Origin of the sequence: Flavobacterium sp. UMI-01 (assembly GCF_019656315.1) — a bacterium.
Taxonomy (GTDB): Bacteria; Bacteroidota; Bacteroidia; order Flavobacteriales; family Flavobacteriaceae; genus Flavobacterium.
Window position 1 is genome coordinate 418675 of sequence record NZ_BPLU01000038.1, and the last position, 20339, is coordinate 439013.

Genomic DNA, 20339 nt, shown 5'->3' on the forward strand with positions numbered 1-20339 from the left:
ATTTTTTGGTTTTTTGACTAGTTTTAATAGGTTTTAGAATTTACAAGTTTCAGTTCTGACCAATTGCTTTCTCTATCCTTTGTTTTTCTTCTTATTTTAAAATACATAATTGAGTTATCATCAATTTCAATTGACAACATGCCACGTACATTCGTTGTGAAATTTTTGTCGAGATTTGTGGGTGTTCTTCCATAGTGTACCTCATATAAATTATCTTCATTTTCTGAGGAATAACCTATGACTATTTTTTTATCTCTAATAAAAGCATCCCAAATTACAGGAGGTAGTAACTTGCCATTGGGTGTTACTCTTTCTTTTTTAGAATCGAAACTTTTGCCTTTTTGGTTGAAAGAAAAAACACTAACCAAATACGACTTGTTGTTTTCTAAACCTTCCAAATCAATATAATTGGCAATGGTTTTGGTAGGAAGCACCACTACTTCTCCTTTTTCGTTTTCATAACTAGCTCCATATTCTGTAGCTCCAGAAACACTATCAAAAAGGATTCTAGCCTTCCCGTCACCTGAAATGATTTGTTTTATTACTGGACTATTTGGAACAGTAAAATCAAATACTTTATCGGCACGAGAATAGCCTAATGAATTAACCACTTCTATCGTAACATTTTGTGCGTTAGTTAGATTTCCTTTCCATTTAATTGTTCCTTTCCATTCCCCTTGACTAGGTGTAATTAATGGCAATGATTTTCTATTTTCGAAAAGTATTCTTCCTAGATTGTCTTTAAAACGCCAGACTAATTGATAGTTTCTTAAACTAAAACTTGGATAGTCTTTAGGGCCTTTAACCACCAATTTAACTTGGGCTGATTTTTTATCAAAATCAATATCGGTGACTTCAATAGTATTTAACGGACTATTTTCATGTTTTAAACGGTCAAAAAGTCGGCGTTTTTGTCGCCATACATTAACAACACCCCAAACCCTATTTTCCTCAGCCGATGTAGCGGCATACCCACTGCGATAATCGTTAAATGTCCATAACGAAGCTCCAATAACAAAATCATTTTTTCCTCTAAAATTGTTGTGCCAGTCGGTAACTTCAGCTCTGTCGTTATCTAAGGAAGCGGTTGGAAAAGGGTCAAAACCATATTCGGATAGAAAAATAGGTTTGTTGGGCCATTTTTTCCTCAAAGTAGCCAATATTTCCAAGGGCTTGCCTTGCCAGGCATACATATTGTGCATAATCATGTCCACGTCTGAATTTGGATCATTTTCGGGTGTATAACTCGCTTTTTGTCCCGTATTACTCACGCAAGTAACCAATCTGTTAGGGTCTAATTCACGTACTAGTTTCATCATGTCACGTGCGTATTGATTGTGGTCTGAGAGTTCGTTCCCCACACTCCAACCAATAATCGATGGATGGTTCCAGTCACGCTCAATCATGCCTTTGATCCATTGTCTAGGCAAGGTATATTTTGGAGCATCAAACTCAGGATTGGTTAAATCACGCACATTTACTTCTTCAAAAATCAAAATCCCTTTTTCATCACACAATTGGATTAACTTTTCGTTTTGTGTGCCGTGCATGATGCGCATGAAATTGGCTCCCGCTTCTTTCATCAAATGAATGTCTTTTACTAATAATTCTATAGGTTCAGAACTTCCCCAATAGCGGTGTTCACTGACACGATTAAAGCCGCCTAAACGTACTGGCTCACCATTCAACAGCATTTGTGAGGCATTGATTTCTATTTTTCGGATTCCAAATGGATTTGTTTTGGTATCCACAACCATTTTATCAATAGACAAGTTGGTGTTTAAATGGTACAAAACAGGATTATCAAAATGCCATAGTTGAACTTGTTTTGCATTTAGTTTCCCGTTTAAGACAACTTCTTGGGTTACATTTGGAGCAATAGTTGCTTTTGCAGTTAGGGTAATCAATTTTTTTTTATAACTAATAACAGACTGAATAGCAACCGATTTTGATATGGAACTGTTGTTTTCTACAAAAACTTTCAAATTCAAATCGGCTGTGCCTGTTTTTAAATCTGGACTAGCATTCATGTATTGATTTTGAATGCGAACCGATTGATTTTTGACCAATTGTACCTCCCGAATGATGCCGCCCCAGTTCCAAGTCGCACCCACCAAAAAGTTATTATCTACCTCAACCGCAATGAGATTGGGTTTATCAAAATACAATTTATCAGTAATATCAAATTCAAAAGGAGTAAATCCTCCTTGGTTTTTGCCTACAAACTGCCCGTTGACATATACATTTGAAAGATGATACACAGCTGCAAACTGTAGTCGGATTTTGTCGTTAGCGTTCTTTTTCCAATCTTTAGGCAAATCAAATGTTTTGCGGTACCATGCTTTGCCTACATAATTAGAATAGGAATTAAGCATTCCCCAATGTCCTGGCACTTTTAAGTTGAACCAATTGGAATCATTATAATTCGTTAAAAAAACTTGTTTGGGTTCATTTTTGGCTTTCAAATAAGCTGTCTCAGAAATACATTTAAAAAGCACTGCATCTGCCGTTACTGAACCTTCGGTAATAGCCGTCAATTCTACATAGTTTTCTTGCGTGCTATCAAAATTAAAAATCCCTAAACTGATCCATTGCCCACATCTGACACGCTGATTTAAGTAAGCTGTTTCCTTTAGATTTCCTTGTTTTACGTTAACTTGAGCCGTTAAATGTGTGCCAAAAGGCATCATTACAAAAGCTTCGTAATAACCTGATTTTTTAAACTTTGGAAAAAACCGAACATAATTAGCTTCTGTTTCCTTACCCGAAAAATTACGTTCAATAAAATCCTTTTGATATACTGCAGACCCTCTTGCTCCCTCGGTTTTCAGCTTCCAATTTCCTTTTATTTCAACTTGATTGGTATTCCTATTATCGATGATAATATCTGAACTTTCCTCAACTACATTCAAAGGATTAGAGCCTTGACCATCAATTACATGAAATTTCCAATCTCCGTTTAAAGAAATAACATAATCCGTTTGCTTTTGAGCATTACAAAAGAAACAGGAGAGACAAAAAATTAAGAGGGCTATATATTTCATTTTAACAATTTTATTGGCAAAAAATTTCAAAAACAGCTACAGGAACATTTGGATGGCTTTGTTCTAATTCGATGGTAAATCCTTTAGTTTTTATTTTTGAATCGAAAGTCCAAGTATTAATTGCTTGACAATTGTTCTTTTTTTCGAATAAAACTTTTCCGCTCATGTCTTTGATGGTGTAATCCTGCACACAAAACGGAACCACTTCTTCGGGATGTCCCATTAAGGTCGATTCCATGGGGTGATCGTAATCAGGGTCTAAGAATAGTTTTATTTCAGAAAGCTCTACTTCGGTTTCCCATTCCACTTTTAGTGATGGTTTGATATCAATAATATCAGCCAACCAAGCATTAGCACTGCCATAAGGACGTACAAAACCATTGGTTAGATTTTCTGTTCCAAAACACGCTATGGCTGGTTCGATTTGCATGGCAATATTCTGTCCTTTGGGTCTGCGAAACGGAATCCAAAATTCAAAAGCATCAATTCCGATGTTGTCAGGAGGTGTTTGTTTTCCGTTATTATTTACCGCTTTATTTTGTCCGTTAAAGACCGATAGAACACCTGTATATCGTTTTGTACTGCTTTGAATACTCAGTTTGTCATTTGCCAAAAAAGTAACAAAAGCATACTGATTTTCAGTCGTGGCTGTTTTAAATTCAAAAGCCACTTCTTGTTCGCCTGGGTTTATTTTTATTTCTATCATTTCTAGAATAACATCGGGCGTGTAATTTTTGGCTTTGGCCGAAGTACGCAATTGTACTGTTAGCGTAGTTGTTTCTTGGGCTTTTACTTTTACTTTAAAGCCATAGTTTTGATGGGCTTTGAAAGGCAATAATTGGGCAACTGCTACATCTAGAGAAGTATATTCTCCATCAAAATCTATTTGGTTTAATTTTAAAGTAGAGGAAGCTTGGATAGTTGCTTGGTTCGATAAATTTTGAGTTTTATCAATGGCTATTCCTGGAATACTTTGTCCGTTGATGCTCAAGGTTTGTTGTAATTCTTTTAAATTATCAGAAATTAACAATTGGGCTGGTTTCAAATTATTTTTCACACATTGTGCGGCTCCGTACCCTACAGCCTGTGCGGCATGAGCACAAGTTGCCATGACACGAGTCGAACCAAAAGCTACGTGAGTGGCACTGATGATTCGTCCGGCAAGGAATAAATTGTCAATATTTTGACTTATCATGGTGCGTAACGGAATTTGATACACCCCTTTAGAATGGTATTGGGTACACCCCGGACGGCTGTCATAAACCCCATCCGAAGGATGTAAATCGACTGCCCAGCCTCCAAAAGACACAGCATCCTCAAACGTATTTTGTTCGATTAGATCTTGTTGTTTAATCATATAATGCCCCTCAAAACGGCGGCTTTCACGCTTACCAGGAATTGTTCCTACCCACTCCAACGTGAGATTGGCTGCATCTGGAAATTCGCCCGAGTTTTTGATGTAATCCCAAACCCCATAAACTACTTTCCATAGTTCCCATTTGATGTCTTCGGATTCGTGAATGGTATCTTTTCGTCCGCCGTATTCTAACCACCATAGACGACAACCCGAATCTTTATCACTCAAGCTTTTATATCGTGGAATTTCGGTAATGTCTTTTAAGGCAAATTCTGGAGCGACATATTTTACTGGTGCTCCCGTATCTTTACTGTAAAAATAAATGGTATGCCCTAGTAATTCACCATAGGATTGGTCAGGAGCAAATTTCTCTCCAAATTCTTCCACCGTTTCAGCACCCATTCTAAACGCAGCTCCTGCCTGAAAACCTACAATTCCATCTCCCGAAGCGTCACAAAATAAATTGGATTTAAGGATATAGGTAGTTGAATTTTGGCTACAAAAGGCAGTAACTTGACTAATGTTTTTGGTATCCGCTTTTTCTACCTCATAAACTGCGGTGTTTAATAACAGCGTTATATTTTTCTCATTCGAAACTTTTTCTAACAAAACCGTATCAAATATAAGTGCATTTCCTTCTTTATTTCGATATAAATTTTCGACTAAAATCTCATCGATGATTCCGCCCTCACGTGCCCAACGGTTGTTGTTTCCCATATGTGAGGTTGCGCCCAATGTCCACAAACGAACTTCACTCGAAGCGTTACCACCTAAAACAGGTCTATCCTGAACTAGGGTTACAGTTACCCCTTCGCGAGCGGCTGCGATTGCTGCACAAACTCCTGCTAATCCTCCGCCAACAACGACTAAATCAGATTGAATTGTAGTAATTTTATTGGATCTTACTTTTGAACTAAAGCTTTCTACTTGCATTTTTTTCTTAATTAAATCGTATGTATTTATTCTTTATTTTTATAAACTATGAAGATGCCTAATAAGCAAACGGCTGCGCCCACTCCTACCACGATAGGAATTAAACTAGTAGAAATAAATTCTAATGAAAGTATTAAAGCTCCTGTTAAGGCAACTCCAATTCCAATGACTCTTCCCCCTTTTTTATTACTTCCGTCCGAATCGTCTTCATATACATTTTCACCAATAGCTGTTTTTTGTGCATAAGCTTCATAAGTATTTTGGGATGTATTGGTTTGGATTAAATACAATTCTGACACCAACATTAAAACCATCGGAACAGCAACACCTAGAATCATTTCGGCACTACGACTTAGGGTTATATCTAGTAATTGTGGGGCTAAAAATTTGAAAAAACCAGTAATTAATAAGGTGATTAAGGTAACCGATAACATGCTAGTTCCTGTTTGTTTTTTAGAAAAAATAGTCCATAATGGTGGTAAAAACATGGCTCCTCCAGTTACCGCTGCCAAACTCAAAACAAAATTGACAACACCTCCTAAAAGTGGTACAACCAAAGCTACCCCAATGGTAATCAAGCCTAAAACAACGGTGGCCATTTTTCCAACTCGCATCAATTGAGCGTCACTTGCTTGTGGTTTGAAATGTTTGAAAAGATCATTAGTGAAAACTCCTGCAGCAATATTTAATGTAGTATTTACCGAACTAGAAGTGGCAAATATCATCCCAACAAGCATTAAACCAAGCATTCCTGCTGGCAATACTTCTTTACACATTAATAAATAAGCACCTTCTGACTCTACTCCAACAAGATTTGGGTTTAGAATGCGGTAAATCATAGGTGGTAACATCCAAAATAACGGACTTATCACATACAAAGCTCCAAACAACCAGCCCACTTTTTGAGCATCTTTGGGTGTAGCCACAGAGGTGTAACGTTGTACATAAGCCCAGTTACCCGCCAAAAAGAATAAATTATAAAGTCCAAAAGCAATTATAAAAGCAATGGAATATTCTTCGTTTACCAAATTGAAAAAAGTATCAGGTGAAAGTTTTATAAATTGGTCAACACCTCCAATTTTATCAAAAGCCAATGGAACTATGAGTATAACAACAGCTGTTAAAACCACAAACTGCAACACATCGGTAACGATAACTGCCCAAAGTCCTCCAACTGCGGTATAAATCAAAATAAGAATACCCAAACCTATGATACTAGATATAATAGGAATCCCTGTAGAAACCTCGACAATCTTGGCCACAGGGTATAAAAATGCTCCTGTGGTAAATAAAGAAATCAGTAGAAATAAATAGGTATATGTTTTTTGAATTTTAAAACCATAACGATTGGTTATGTATTCGGCTACGGTTAGTGAATTTGTTTTACGCCATTTGGGAGCAATAAAAAAACCAATTAGGATACCTGCAATAGCCATAGTCCATTGAATACTCACTGCGACCCAACCACTTTTATAAGCTATAGAACCCCAAACCACAAAGGTTCCTGCCGAGAAAAAACTCATGAATAAGGATAAACCACTCATCCACCAAGGCAAGGCGCCTCCAGCAGCAAAATAGGATTTCATGTTTTTTCCGGTTTTAGAAAACGCCAAACCGCAAACAAAAATGAGTGCAGAAAAAATCAGAATCACCCAAATATCAATGTTTTTCATATAAGTAAATTTGTTTTTTAGTGGTCATTGATAGAATCGCTTTTTAACCAATTTTATTTGCATACGCAAAGCTTTCTTTAAAAGCGATTTCATAACCTTTTTTTAATTTTTATTAAAAGTAAGAATTGAATAAATGGGATTAAATTATATTTTTTACAAACCCTACCGAGAACGTTACCGAAGCTTATTAAATCTTTCGAGAACGTTACCGAAAATTATTGTATTTTTATAACCTATTTATCATTTTCATTTGTAAAATAATCTTTTCAACTAGTTTAATTCGCATGAAATACATTACCATCAAAGACATTGCTAAACAATTGAACACTTCAGTTTCTACGGTTTCAAGAGCTTTCAACGACAAAGCCGATATTAATCCTGAAACCAAAGCATTAGTATTAAAAACGGCCAAAGCATTAGGATACCGTCCTAATCCTATTGCTAAAAAGTTAATGCAACAACGTTCTTTTACTATCGGCATCATTGTTCCTGAGTTTATCAATGCTTTTTTCCCAGAAGTAATTATAGGTGTGCAAGAAATTTTATTTGAAAAAGGCTATCAGTTGCTCATAACCCAATCCAGTGAATGCTATGAAACCGAATTAAAAAATTGTAAAACGCTTGAAGACAGCATGGTCGATGGTTTAATTGTATCCATTTCTAGTGAGACCAAAAACATGGAGTATTATCAGAATTTAATCGATTCTGGTTTTCCAATCGTTTTATTTAACCGAGTGAATAACCAACTTAATTGTTCTAAAATTGTATTCAATGATTATAAATGGGCTCTTTTTGCTACAGAACATCTAATCCAACAAGGTTATACCCGAATTGTACATTTAAAAGGAAACGAAAGTATTTCATTAACCAACGAACGCATGAGAGGTTTTATAGATGCGCATCAAAAGCACAAAATACATTTTGATAAAAATCAAATTATTCCAACAGGATTTACGTTAGCAGATGGCCAACAAGCCGCACAAAAAATCATTGACTCTGGAAACATTCCTGATGCTATTTTTGCTGCGAACGATCCAGTAGCTATAGGTGCGATGCAAATTTTCAAAAAAAATGGTTATGCTATTCCAAAGGATATTGCCTTTGTAGGTTTTACAGAATCCCAAATGGCTACGATTATCGAACCACAATTAACATCGGTAGCACAACCTGCTAAACAAATTGGGATTGAAGCCGCTAAAATTCTTTTGGAACAAATTGAAAACGCCGAAGAATTTAAACCCAAAACCATCACCTTAAATGGGGAATTAAATATTAGATCTTCATCGGTTAGAAAATAAAAGCAGTTATTTCTTTTACAAAAATAACTGCTTTTCTATTAGATAAAATAAATACTGTGAACCCTTACTTTCAACAACTTATCGACTGCTGAAAGGAATTAAAAGCTTTTACAATTTATTTTACTATTTTTTTAACAATACTACCTCCGTCATAACTGATATCCAAAATGTAAACTCCCGCATTTAAGTGCTCTGTATTCAATACTAACTCATTGCTTTTTTCTAGCTTTTCGGTTGATTTCGAAACTACTTTTCCCAAACTGTCGGTTATTTTTACTGAGATGTTTTGACTTAATAATAGTTCAGGACTTAAAACAACTTTAATATAATTTGTAAATGGGTTTGGGTAAAGTACTACTTCCTGATTATTTTTAATAACAGATTTAAAAGCTGCCTTTGAAAGCACACTAGTACCCAAAAATGTGGCATTCGTAAGAGTAGAGCCTGCATTAAAAACCCTTTCTTTTAATGCTGTTGTCGACCCCTCCCAAGCTCCAATTGCGGGGCTAGTTTGTGTAGTTATGCCTGGAATAATGGTTCCTCCAGAATTAAAGTTAGATGCAGGTTTTAATCTTAAATTCCAGTTGGTCGCATCCACATAATGATCAGCAGCATTGGTAACAAAACCATTCGTTTGAAGAGAAATATCATAGCCATAGGTAGCTGCAGCTTTAACAGTAAAATTATAAAGATCAGTATCTTTAACAGTGCCTACTGAGCATTCTTTACCCGTCATAAAAAGATTGTTTTTAAGATTCATATCGTTAATATCGGCTGTGGATGTTCGGTGCCAAAAACTTATAAGTTTATTATATCCAAAACATGTATTGTTAAAAAGGTCCATTTTCTTCGTAATATTTCGGTCTCTAGGCCCAAAATACCCAACCAAATTAATGTTTTGTAAGGTTTCAGGTGTACCATCACTTTTTAATCTTACACTGGTATATTCATCATCAATATTATAAATCAGATTATGATGCACAGTGTAATTTTCAACATCTTCTAAATACAAAGCTACCATATATTTTCGGCTACTTTCTATGGGTTCGAAAGCTGGAATCCCTTTCTGATCGTGAATTTTATTCCATGCAATTACTGTTTCATTCATATCCAAAGCAGCTGTTTTACCTGTACTGGTAAACATAATAGAACCAGCATCTTCTCCCATCGCCATAGCCCCAAAAAAATCATTATCGGTAACATTCATAAATACCGACTCGGTGGTTCTAATATGAAAACGAGAGGCTTTACCAAAGGTGTTTTTAGTAATTTGCGTATTGTTACCATTGTTTAAAACAGCCACTGTAAACTGTCCCATCCAACCGATATCTTCAATATAACAGTTGTTTATAATAGTGTTATCTGATCCTGGTGCGATAATAACTCCACTTCCCCAAGTATGACCTATATAGCAACTTTCAAAGCTGGTATTATCAGCATTGGTTAATTTAATTCCTTGTTCAAAAACACCATACTCTCTTCGATATTGATAAGGAGACAAATAAGTAAAAGTACAAAAGTTAAAATTCGTTCCATTGGCATTGGTCAACTCTACTTCACCAACTTTAAAATCAATGTTTTCTACCTTTACATTATTTGCTTGAACTTTGAGTGTAAATTTTCTTCTTTGAATTTCAAAATTTTTCCCCGTAACAGTACCTCCTTCAGGCTTATAATATATTTTATTTAGATTTTTACGCCAAAACCATTCGCCTTCATAATCTAAAACCGAAAAATCCATAATATAGCCAAAACCTTCTGGCTGGCTTACTGCATCGGTTTCTCCCCAAATATTTCCTTGTGTATTGACGGACTTAAAGGTTACGAGTCTATCGCCAGCTCGAGTTACCTCACCTAAATCTCCGGAGTAAGAGAAAATATTATTTCGTAATTTACCAATAAATCCACGTACAATTGCTTCGTTTGTAAAAGTAACTTCGGGAAGTTTAGGAGTTCCTCCAAACCATGAAAAAGTTACATTCCCCGTTTGATTGGCACCTGCTGGTTTACTTGCGTTTAATAATACTGCAAATCCCGTTTGTTGCTCTCTCGGTTCCATCATTTCACGATTGGAACCCGAAATATAGTTTTTATACGGAGACGTATTGTTTGGAAAACGAGCTATTTGCATGTCTTGACCATTCACAAATAATTGTGTAAACGGGGTTTCTACCTGACTAGTACTCAAGGCCAATTCAAAAATCCCATCACCATCCGGATCCGACCAACTTGAATCGCCATACCAATTGGCCCCCGAAATGGTAACATCCTCCCCTGCATTAGCTTTTATGGTAACACCACTAACATTGACAACAACTGTTTCTCTATACACTCCTGCATGCAGTATAATAACATCATTAGGGCTAACCAAATTGTTTGTGAATAAATAACTAATGGTTAAATAAGGTGCTGATGAAGTACCTCTGCCTGTTAAAGCATTTGCACCATTTTTCGCCACATGAATATCTTTTGCGTAGGTAAATAAGGACAATAAGGATAAAGCAAAACAACATAAGTATTGTTTTTTTTGCGTAATTTTTTTTCTCATAATAAGTTTGGTTTTTAAGGTTAGAAATAAAATGTCTCTTTTTATAATTTATTTGGGTTGTTCATCATTTGAATTTTGACACAAAACAATTCCTTAATTTTCTTAAGAAATTTAACACATAAAACTCAATATTCAGAAAGAAAAATGGATTATTCACATTTAAGGGCTTCGGTGCGTTCTTTCGAATTTGTTTGTGCATCAGTATCTGAAATACCCGATGATAAAACAAGTTTATCAAGTTGAAACAAAGAAGACCTTCCTGATATTTTAAGAGTATATTCACCAGCTGCAGGAAACTTAACTCTCATCCAAGAACTTGTTGTGGGGTTGTGAAGATCTAAAGCTCCACCATATGTAAAATCAACTTTTCCTCTACTTACAAATTTTTCAAATTTGGTTAGTGTCACATCAATTCCATCTCTTTTGGCTAAACCAATATCTCCTGGAAAATAAATCCAAACATCATTTGATAAATCCCCTGCCGCTTCATCGGGTTGTCTCATATACCAACGAACCAAATAGGTAGCCGCTTTATCCACATAAAATTTCACTGAAATTTCACTAGCTGAATTAGGTGCATTGTAACTGTTGCTTCCGTAATACTCAATATATTTTCCAGCAGAAGCTTTTGCATCTTCTTTTATTCTCCACTGCCCTTTTAAAGCAAAACTCTCACCTTCAATAATTAAAAGGCCATCCTTGTTCACTATTTGACATTTTTTTTCAGGAACAACAACTACTTCGTCTTCCTTTACAACTTCTTTTACTTCTGGTAAATCATCATTTGATGCATCGCTACACGACAACATCAAGACTGAAAGTGCTGCCATTAAATAAAAATTGATTTTCATAATTTTAAAAATTTGGTTGGTTATTTTTTGGTTGATTAACTTGCATCTTAGGATGCATTTTAACTTTTGTAAATTTAATCCGTAAATCTAATCCTGCCATTTTTATTAGTAAAGCATATGTTTAAAAAGAAGCACCATATGATTTTTTTGATTTTTCCTCTACTTTATAAAGAAAACAACTTTCTATTCTTATTAAGTTTTATTCCTTTAGGTCTCCCCAATAAAACATACTACATTGATTATTAAAAAGTTACAGATACTAAAACTTATTATTTTGAATAGTATCAAATATGAAGACTGTTTGAAGTAAAAAAAGAAACCGCATTTTTTGGTTTTACTTAAAAAAGCAACAACCTCATCTTCGCTAGCTATAAATCAAAAAAGGCTTCGGTTATACAACCAAAGCCTTGACTTTTCCTTTTATCTATTGTAGCGATTATAAAAACAATAAGTACGATGCTGTCAAGTACTATTATCAAAACTCATCACCTATTTCTGGCTATATTTTTGTTTTGAGTACAAGTGCTCTCACTACTTAACCTCTTCTAAAGCAACTAACTTACAACTGACTTCCGTACGCTGTAAACCACTCACTTCAAACAATGCGTTAAAATGCCCTTCTTGGTTATTTAATTGTTTTTGAAAGTTTTTCAACCATTCCTTATCGGTGAATTTGCTCAAGGTAGCCATCACCCCAATATCATTGTTAGACACAAAATAAAAAGCAGATTTTCCATGACTTAATGAAGTATAAGAAACCATCGCATATTCTATTCTGTTACTCTGATTGAATTGGGTATCATATATTTTTTGGATTCCATTTTTAGTGTGTTGAAATCCATCTTGGTACAGTCTAAAATCACGGCTATCCTTTAAAAAAAAGTTTTTTGATATATTCATTGTTTTAAATTGTCCAATAAATATAAGATTGACATCACGAATATCTTCGTAATTAAGATTGCTCTCTAATTTTAAATCAAATGTTTGTTGATGTTCTAAAAACCATTCGGATATGTTTTTAACACAATAAGGCGCCATTTTGGACATTAACGTATAATCCGTAATCTTTAGGTCTCGAGCCGTTTTAGTAGTATAATCAATCAAATCTTCATTATTGTTGATGTCGCCATAAAGAACCGTATGCCAGTTACCATCGGCAAGTTTTTCGTGAACTACATATTGGTCTGAAATCACTACTAAATTCTTCTGATTTGGTTTAAAAAAAACTTCCCAAAAAGGTGGTGGTTGATTACAATATTGCTTTACGCCCCAAAATACTACCAAAAGAATTATTGTCACCAACACGCCCCAACGGATATATGAAATAGGAACACGAATCACCCGCTCCCGAGACAACTGCTCTTTTGCGACTGTTTCTCTCCAAATAAAATCCAGATTATACTGTCCTTTACTAATCGTAAATATAAGAAGTTCAGAGGCTCCTTCTTTTTGATAGTACTCGGCTAATTTTTTCCGCAAGTTGTACATATGAGAACGTACTGTACCATCATTTTTATCGTAGTTGTAGTTTTTTTGAAAAAGGTCGGCACCAATAGTAAACTCCTTAACTTCTTCGTTTTTTAAAGCCTTTTCAACCAAGTAGGCCAACAATCTACTATACACAGACGAATTAATAAACAATGGATGTTTACTCATTCGCTGAAGGGCTTCTTGTACTACAATTGGATCTATACCTTTACTCATGTAACCAAAATTAAAGCTTTTTTACAGAAAACAAAGAAAAGCAAAATAACAAATACAAATGATTAAATAACAACAACTTAATACCTATTTTAACCGTTAAAGCTACAGTGATAGCAACCGTTTTTAGGCTAATTTGACACTTAAAGGCGACTAAAAACGCTAAACTTGTTCTGTGAAAATAAAACCAACCAAATAAACCAAAAAAACATATGCCTAACTTCTCTCTGTTTGGGATACACCACAATTCGTGTAAATCAACCCGCTTCCTTTTTAGTACCAAAAAATAAATGGACTGCATCGCTTTTCTTTTGAAATAGATTAAAATCGAAAAGTCCCTTATTCCAACAGCTTAAAAACTCAACAACTTAAATAATTTTTATAAAGCAATATGAAACAATTAAATAAAATTGCCCTTACAGCCTTCCTGTTCGTTCATTGTTTGAATGCGCAAACTTGGAAAAATCCCAATGCGCCAGTAAATGATCGTGTAAAAGACTTATTGTCAAAAATGACTCTTGAAGAAAAAATTAGTCAATGTAGCTCAGATATTCCTGCCATAGAACGTTTAGGAATCCCTTCTTATATGTGGTACGCCGAAGCCTTACACGGTGTTATAGCTTGGAAATGCACCTCGTTTCCACAAAATATTGCCATGGGAGCTACTTGGAATCCTAACTTAATGTTTGATGTGGCAACAGCCATTTCAAATGAGGCACGTGCTTTAAAAAATAGTGGTCAAAAAGAAGTGATGATGTTCTCCCCTACGATTAATATGGCTCGTGATCCACGCTGGGGACGTAACGAAGAATGTTATAGTGAGGACCCTTTTATGATGTCTGAAATGGCACGAATGTATGTCCGAGGCATGCAAGGAAATGATAAAAAATACCTAAAAACTGTTTGTACTGTAAAGCATTATATTGCAAATAATGTCGAAAATCGTAGAGAATCCATCCAATCGAATATAAACGAAAAAGATTTACGCGAATATTATATGCCAGCGTATCGCACCTGTGTGGCTGATGAAGAAGCAGGTGGTATCATGTCGGCACTCAATGGATTAAACGGGATTCCTAGTTCAGGGCATAACTGGCTACTCAATGATGTTTTACGCAAAGAATGGGGCTTTGAAGGTTATGTAGTAGCCGATTGGAATGCGGCCTCAGGTATGTATAAAAATCAAAAATATGCCAAATCGTATCCTGAAGCGGCCGCACTAGCCATCAAAGCGACCTGTGACCAAGAATGTTTCCGTCCTAAAGCTTCGCCAATGGTCAAAAACCTTAAACCAGCCATTGAGCAAGGATTACTAACGGAAGCCGAATTAGATCAGTCTGTGGCACGATTGTTACGTTTGCGTTTCTTGACAGGCGATTTTGATAAACCCGAAGCCAATCCATGGCATAAAATACCACAAGCCGTTCTTGAAAGTGATGCCCACAAAAAACTAGCATTGAAAGCAGCTGAACAATCCATTGTATTATTAAAAAATGAGGGTATTCTGCCGCTAAAAAAAGATTTAAAATCAATCGCAGTTCTAGGACCATTTGCTAATCGTTGCTGGATGGGAATTTATTCAGGCTTCCCTCAGAGTAAAGTAAGTCCGTTACAGGGAATCAAGAAATATACTCAGGCAACTGTCAACTATGCTGAAGGTTGCGATGTAATTGCGCCTTTGGACGAACAAAAAATCAAAGAAGCTGTAGAAGCGGCCAAAAAATCAGAAGTAGCCTTACTTTTTGTTGGAAACGATGAAAAAACAGCTACTGAAAATAAAGACCGTCAATCGTTAAGTTTACCTGGAGCACAACAAAAATTGATTGAAGAGGTTTTAAAAGTTAACAAAAATACGGTAGTAATTATGATTCCGAGCGGTGCAACTACCCTTGGAAATGCACAAAAAGAACTACCTGGAATTATTTGTGCTTGGCCTAACGGACAAGAACAAGGAAATGCTATTGCTCACGTACTTTGGGGAGAATACAACCCAGGTGGGAAACTAAATTCTACTTGGTATGCCTCTGACAATGACTTACCTGATATGCATGATTACAATATCAAAAATGGTCGAACCTATATGTATTTTAAAGGCAAACCATTGTATCCTTTTGGCTATGGTTTGAGCTATACTAGCTTCCAATTCAAAAATTTAAAATTAGATAAAAAAGCCTTAAAAAGTGCCGAAAATCTATCTGTTTCCGTACAAGTGACTAATACCGGAAAAGTGGATGGCGACGAAGTAGTGCAATTGTACATACGAGATTTAAACACAGCTAATGAGGCTCCTGCAAAAGCTTTAAAAGGATTTGAGCGTATTCATTTAAAAAAGGGAGAAACAAAAACAGTCCAACTTAGCGTTCCTTATCAAGCCTTTAGCTATTATAATGTAGCGCATCAGCGTTTTGAAGTAAAAAATGGTAGCTTTGAAATCTTGGTTGGTAATTCTTCAGACAACCTACTGGTAAAAGAAACAATCCAACTCAAATCAGGGACAATTCCTGTTATTAATGTCAAAAACAAATCGGCTTATTTTAATCCAAACGACCCGAATCGTTCTAAAAATTGGGATGCAATTTATGAAGACAAATCATTTTTAGGAAACAACGAAGCGACAACCAAAGAAGAAAAAGGAATCGAGTTCAAAACCACTTTTACTGACCCTGGTTTTTATGTAAATACTTGGGATGCTGTAGTTAATTTAAAACTCAAAACTGACGAAGCTATTTTTAAACTGTCCATGCTTGACAATGAAATTGATACTTATAAAGTCAGTAAAGGAAATGATGAAGTACAAACTTTATCAGTAAAAATTCCTATTCCACCTGAATATGGTAAAGAGGTGATTCTAAAAGCGATTCCGTTAAAAGGAAAAATAGCTATTGAGTCTATCAAAATCATACCTCCGGGGAATGTAAAACCTTATCTTATATACCCAAAAAACCAATAAGAATCATGACAAAGAAAACGATGATTAGCTCATCCAACAAAAAAATAATAGCCACATTCTTGTTTACGGCCTCCCTTTTTGCCCAACAAACTAGCACTGTAAAACTGTGGGAAGTTCCCCTTGCACAAGGGCAAGCAATGCCTCTTAAGGAAATTAAAACCCAATACAGTGAGGAAAAAGTGGAATGGAAAAATCAAATTTTTATTCAGCCAGAAATTACTTTTCAAAAAATGGAAGGTATTGGAGGTGCTTTTAACGAAATAGGTGGAGAAGCGTTGTTGAGTTTAAAAAAAGAACAACAACAGGAACTCATGCGAAATTTATTTGCAGCTGACCGAGCGGGCTTTAGTTTTTGTCGAACTGCCATTGGAGCTAGTGATTTTGGTATTGATGCTTATAGTTATTCCATGGTTCCTAATGATTTTAAAATGGAGCATTTTTCTATCGAAAGAGACCAAAAATACGTTTTACCCTACCTCAAAAGTGCTTTACAAGAAAATCCGTCTCTAACTTTATTCGCCTCTCCTTGGAGTCCTCCAGGGTGGATGAAACTAAGTGGCGAAATGGAAGGTTTGAAACAAAAGCCTAATCAACTGATAGATGACTCCAAAATATATAAAGCTTATGCCTTGTATTTTGTCAAATATTTAGAAGAATATGAAAAAAACGGTGTGAAAATTGACCGCATTTGTATTCAGAACGAAAACGATGCCAATACAAAATATCCTAGCTGTGTATTCCCCGCCAAAGAGATGGTGGCATTTGCCAATGATTATTTAATTCCCGCTTTTAAAAAAAACAGGGTAAAAACAGCCATTTATGCGGGTACTTTTAGAGCCGCTCTCGGAATGGATGTATTGGATTTTACACAATGCAAAAACACCAAAAAACTGGCAGGTGTAGGGATTCAATACACCGATTCCCGCTTATTGACAGACGCTAAAACCTTTATGCCTAATCTTAAACTATTTCATACCGAGGGCAATTGCTACAACGGAGAAAATTCGATAGAACAAGCTAAAAATCGTTTGGAAGAAGTAGCTAGTTATATCAATAGCGGTAGTACGACTTTTACTTACTGGAATATGATTTTGAACGAAACCACCAAAAGCGGTTGGGACTGGACTCAAAATTCGCTTATCAATATTAACAGGAAAACAGCAGAAATACAATACAATCCTGATTACAATGCCGTGTATATCATTAGTAAATTTATTCAACCAGGAGATATTAGAATTGCTTCTATGAATAAAGGAAAATATCCTATGATTACCGTAAAATCTCCTGACGGAACCATCAAGTTATTGATTCAGAATACGAATCCACAAGACAAAACTTTTGAAGTTACTGTCAACAAAAAGCCGTTCAAATTGAAATTAGCTGCCAATGCCATTACAGCACTTGAAATCACTAACTATTAAGTCTATTTTTATGATGAAAACCACTCCTACTCTACTAGTATTGTTGTTCATTTCCTTTTGTGGATTTGCTCAAAATTGGCAGTACAACAAGAATCGTATTGCCATTAGTTTCGATGGCAATAGTGCGGCAGACAATCAGTATAAATGGCCTATAGGCGACCCCGATGATTGGGGTGCTTCGGCGGCAAGTCTTGCTATTTTAGCCAAATTAAACCTCCAAAAGCAACTGGTTCATTGTTCGTATAATAATTTCATTGATGCACCCGCAGGTCCAGATAGTGAAAACCAACTCAAAATCAGCCTAGAAGGAGGAGCCGAGCGTTGGAATTTTAATAAATCCGTTCTCTTTGATGTCACTACGCAATTAGTAAAAGCCAAAAAACATTTGGCGGCTGAAATGGCTAAATCAACCGCTAAAGATCCGCTGTATTTTATGCACGCTGGGCTATCTGAATTTGTGTACCAAGCAGTTGAGCTTGTAGCGAAATCAAAGGATTCAACGGCTTTAAAGCATGTCTATGTACTGTCTCATAGTGGTTTTAATGAAAACGAAAAAAGACGTCCCTACCACCACACTTGGAGTGACATTCAAAAACTATCCGGGAATAAATTGCAATACAAAAAAATCATAGATCAAAACAACAAAAACAATCCCAATGACTTATGGAATTCAGGTAAAGATTTTTCGGTTTGGTACTGGATGCGTGATCATGCTGACCCAAACATTCAGTGGTTGTACACCCGCATGCAAGCGCATAGTCATGGTGTAGCTGATATCTCTGATTGTGGTTTGTTGTATTACCTTCTTATAGGAGACGAAAAAGGAAATCCTGAAAAGTTTAAAGCTTTTATTGGGGATGGTATTCCAACAAAAAGAAATAAAAAATAACTAGTCTATTCGAAAGGACATTGTTTTGGTAGGGTTTTATGAATCCTAAATGACCACTATCCTAGAACCACCATTTATATCGGTAACACAATTCGCTAAACAAATTGGGATTGAATACCAGAATTTCTTCTATTAGAAAATGAAATTTAACCTGATTATATTAAATGTACATCCCAATTCCTGATAATCGCTCTAAATCCTCTATAAAATGATTCGAAATTTGTTCGATTGAGGCTACTAGCAAAAAAGTCCGTTTTCTTTCGAAAACGGACTTTTTTTTACTTCTAAACGCTGTGCTATTCCTAAAATTAAATTACACTTAAGAATTTAATAGAAAAGTCCCGTAACAATTCTCCTAACTAGCCGACAGAGTAGTCGGATTAGAGCTGAAATTAAAACTTACTATTATTCGACTAGTAGCACTTTCTTTCTACTTTTCATATAAATTGTTAAACCTGCAAAAGCAATGGTTAAAGCAATAGGTATCAACATGGTCACTTTTAAAACTTCGGGTCCTGCAGCATTTTTGGCTAATTCAAGTAAATTATCCATTTCTTCAGCGGGTCTATTTTGGATATCAGCCGCTAAATTAGCAGCAATCAATTGGTCATAAAAATTACCCATAAAAATCGTATAGACCGACACAGCAAACATACCCGCACCTCCCATTAAATTTAACCCTAAGGCTCCTGATTCTGGAATATTTTCAGAAACAAAACCTAACATGGTTGGCCAAAAATAACAAACGCCTAGTCCAAAAATAAAAGCACCTATAAAAATAGAATTTCCGCTTAAGGTAGCCAATAAATAAAGTCCCAAAGCCGCAAAAACCGAGGATAAAAACAATACTCCTTGTGGCGAAAAACGATGTACTATGGGCTCTGCAACTCCTCTTCCTATAATCATTACGCCAGTGGTTAGCGTCAAAATAAGGATGGAATTGTCTGTTACATTTTTAAGCAAAATATCGATCCATTGACCTGTGAATAATTCGGTGATGGCGGTACCAAACATACATACGAACATAAAAAGAAACAACGGAGACACTACCGATTTATACATAGTACTTACCGAAACTCCTGAGGCAACTCTCTCGGTAACTGGAAAATCTAATTTTGAGAATAAATACCCATAGATAAAAGTAGGGACTAACATGATGGCTACTTGAATTTGCCAGTTGAAACCTAAATAATTAAACAACAGCACTACAAGCGTTCCAATGAAAATTCCACCGGGAAACCATAAATGAAAATGGTTTAATTTAGTTGTTTTATTGTCAGGATATAAGGTAGCAACCAATGGATTACAAGCGGCTTCCACAGTACCATTTGCAATACCAACCAAAAGTGTCGAAATAAAAAGCGTCCAATAGCCCTGAGCAAATACTGTTAGTACAATACCTAACAAATGAAAAAGAAAAGCCATGACCAGCAGTTTTTTCATCCCAACAGCATCCACAATAAATCCGCCAATTACTACCGCTAATGGAAAGCCCCAAAAGGCCGTTGCCGTTATTGTTCCTAATTCGCTGGCGGTGAGTTGAAAATCAGTTCCTAGTTTTCCTAAAATACCTGCCCGAATCCCGAAAGAAAGGGAGGTTACCAATAAGGCCAGACAACTAGCCCAAAAGAGTTTGTTTTTTTCAAATGATTGCATATTTTTTTTGGTTTAAAT

The 20339-nt window shown here is 35.7% G+C and carries 11 protein-coding genes; 4 read left to right on the forward strand and 7 right to left on the reverse strand.

Going from position 1 to position 20339, the window contains the following annotated elements; all coding sequences use genetic code 11:
• Positions 1-23: 23 nt before the first annotated feature.
• Genes K5R64_RS12230 through K5R64_RS12240 form a run of 3 tightly spaced genes read right to left on the reverse strand, consistent with a single transcriptional unit; the run spans position 24 to position 7007 of the window.
• The gene (locus K5R64_RS12230) at positions 24-3044 is read right to left on the reverse strand and encodes a glycoside hydrolase family 2 TIM barrel-domain containing protein (RefSeq protein ID WP_220763793.1); all 3021 of its coding nucleotides are present in this window, start codon (positions 3042-3044) and stop codon (positions 24-26) included.
• Positions 3045-3054: 10 nt separating this feature from the next.
• Entirely contained in the window at positions 3055-5334 is a 2280-nt protein-coding gene (locus tag K5R64_RS12235; protein ID WP_220763795.1) for an FAD-dependent oxidoreductase, read from the reverse strand.
• Between the two features lie 26 nt (positions 5335-5360).
• Entirely contained in the window at positions 5361-7007 is a 1647-nt protein-coding gene (locus tag K5R64_RS12240; RefSeq protein ID WP_220763796.1) for a sodium:solute symporter family protein, read from the reverse strand.
• A gap of 284 nt (positions 7008-7291) precedes the next feature.
• Between K5R64_RS12240 and K5R64_RS12245 the strand changes: the two genes are divergently transcribed.
• Entirely contained in the window at positions 7292-8305 is a 1014-nt protein-coding gene (locus K5R64_RS12245) for a LacI family DNA-binding transcriptional regulator (RefSeq protein WP_220763797.1), read from the forward strand.
• Positions 8306-8420: 115 nt separating this feature from the next.
• On the opposite strand, the gene K5R64_RS12250 is transcribed toward K5R64_RS12245, so the two are convergent.
• The 3 genes from K5R64_RS12250 to K5R64_RS12260 all read right to left on the reverse strand — a co-directional run bounded on the left by K5R64_RS12250 (position 8421) and on the right by K5R64_RS12260 (position 13408).
• On the reverse strand, positions 8421-10853 hold the full coding sequence (locus tag K5R64_RS12250) for a T9SS type A sorting domain-containing protein (RefSeq protein ID WP_220763798.1): 2433 nt from the start codon (positions 10851-10853) through the stop codon (positions 8421-8423).
• A 149-nt stretch (positions 10854-11002) separates the two neighbouring features.
• A complete protein-coding gene (locus tag K5R64_RS12255) occupies positions 11003-11704 on the reverse strand; it encodes a hypothetical protein (protein ID WP_220763799.1) in 702 nt (233 codons plus the stop codon).
• 531 nt (positions 11705-12235) lie between these two features.
• Positions 12236-13408: a helix-turn-helix domain-containing protein gene (locus K5R64_RS12260; RefSeq protein WP_220763800.1), complete on the reverse strand. Its 1173-nt coding sequence runs from the start codon at positions 13406-13408 to the stop codon at positions 12236-12238.
• Between the two features lie 388 nt (positions 13409-13796).
• On the opposite strand from K5R64_RS12260, the gene K5R64_RS12265 reads away from it, so the two are divergent.
• Genes K5R64_RS12265 through K5R64_RS12275 form a run of 3 tightly spaced genes read left to right on the forward strand, consistent with a single transcriptional unit; the run spans position 13797 to position 18665 of the window.
• Positions 13797-16355 (forward strand): glycoside hydrolase family 3 C-terminal domain-containing protein, encoded by a 2559-nt coding sequence (locus tag K5R64_RS12265; RefSeq protein ID WP_220763801.1) that lies wholly within the window; start codon positions 13797-13799, stop codon positions 16353-16355.
• A 5-nt stretch (positions 16356-16360) separates the two neighbouring features.
• Entirely contained in the window at positions 16361-17776 is a 1416-nt protein-coding gene (locus tag K5R64_RS12270) for a glycoside hydrolase family 30 beta sandwich domain-containing protein (RefSeq protein WP_220763802.1), read from the forward strand.
• A 10-nt stretch (positions 17777-17786) separates the two neighbouring features.
• The gene (locus tag K5R64_RS12275; protein WP_220763804.1) at positions 17787-18665 is read left to right on the forward strand and encodes a hypothetical protein; all 879 of its coding nucleotides are present in this window, start codon (positions 17787-17789) and stop codon (positions 18663-18665) included.
• Positions 18666-19070: 405 nt separating this feature from the next.
• Here the strand turns inward: K5R64_RS12275 and K5R64_RS12280 are convergent, their stop codons facing one another.
• Positions 19071-20321 (reverse strand): sugar MFS transporter, encoded by a 1251-nt coding sequence (locus K5R64_RS12280; RefSeq protein ID WP_220763806.1) that lies wholly within the window; start codon positions 20319-20321, stop codon positions 19071-19073.
• Positions 20322-20339: the final 18 nt, after the last annotated feature.

Excerpts from the sequence above, each read along its gene's own strand:
- K5R64_RS12240 (WP_220763796.1), bottom strand. The coding sequence starts at position 7,007 with ATGAAAAACATTGATATTTGGGTGATTCTGATTTTTTCTGCACTCATT.
- K5R64_RS12280 (WP_220763806.1), bottom strand. The coding sequence starts at position 20,321 with ATGCAATCATTTGAAAAAAACAAACTCTTTTGGGCTAGTTGTCTGGCC.
- K5R64_RS12245 (WP_220763797.1), top strand. The coding sequence starts at position 7,292 with ATGAAATACATTACCATCAAAGACATTGCTAAACAATTGAACACTTCA.
- K5R64_RS12260 (WP_220763800.1), bottom strand. The coding sequence starts at position 13,408 with ATGAGTAAAGGTATAGATCCAATTGTAGTACAAGAAGCCCTTCAGCGA.
- K5R64_RS12265 (WP_220763801.1), top strand. The coding sequence starts at position 13,797 with ATGAAACAATTAAATAAAATTGCCCTTACAGCCTTCCTGTTCGTTCAT.
- K5R64_RS12275 (WP_220763804.1), top strand. The coding sequence starts at position 17,787 with ATGATGAAAACCACTCCTACTCTACTAGTATTGTTGTTCATTTCCTTT.
- K5R64_RS12235 (WP_220763795.1), bottom strand. The coding sequence starts at position 5,334 with ATGCAAGTAGAAAGCTTTAGTTCAAAAGTAAGATCCAATAAAATTACT.
- K5R64_RS12250 (WP_220763798.1), bottom strand. The coding sequence starts at position 10,853 with ATGAGAAAAAAAATTACGCAAAAAAAACAATACTTATGTTGTTTTGCT.
- K5R64_RS12230 (WP_220763793.1), bottom strand. The coding sequence starts at position 3,044 with ATGAAATATATAGCCCTCTTAATTTTTTGTCTCTCCTGTTTCTTTTGT.
- K5R64_RS12255 (WP_220763799.1), bottom strand. The coding sequence starts at position 11,704 with ATGAAAATCAATTTTTATTTAATGGCAGCACTTTCAGTCTTGATGTTG.
- K5R64_RS12270 (WP_220763802.1), top strand. The coding sequence starts at position 16,361 with ATGACAAAGAAAACGATGATTAGCTCATCCAACAAAAAAATAATAGCC.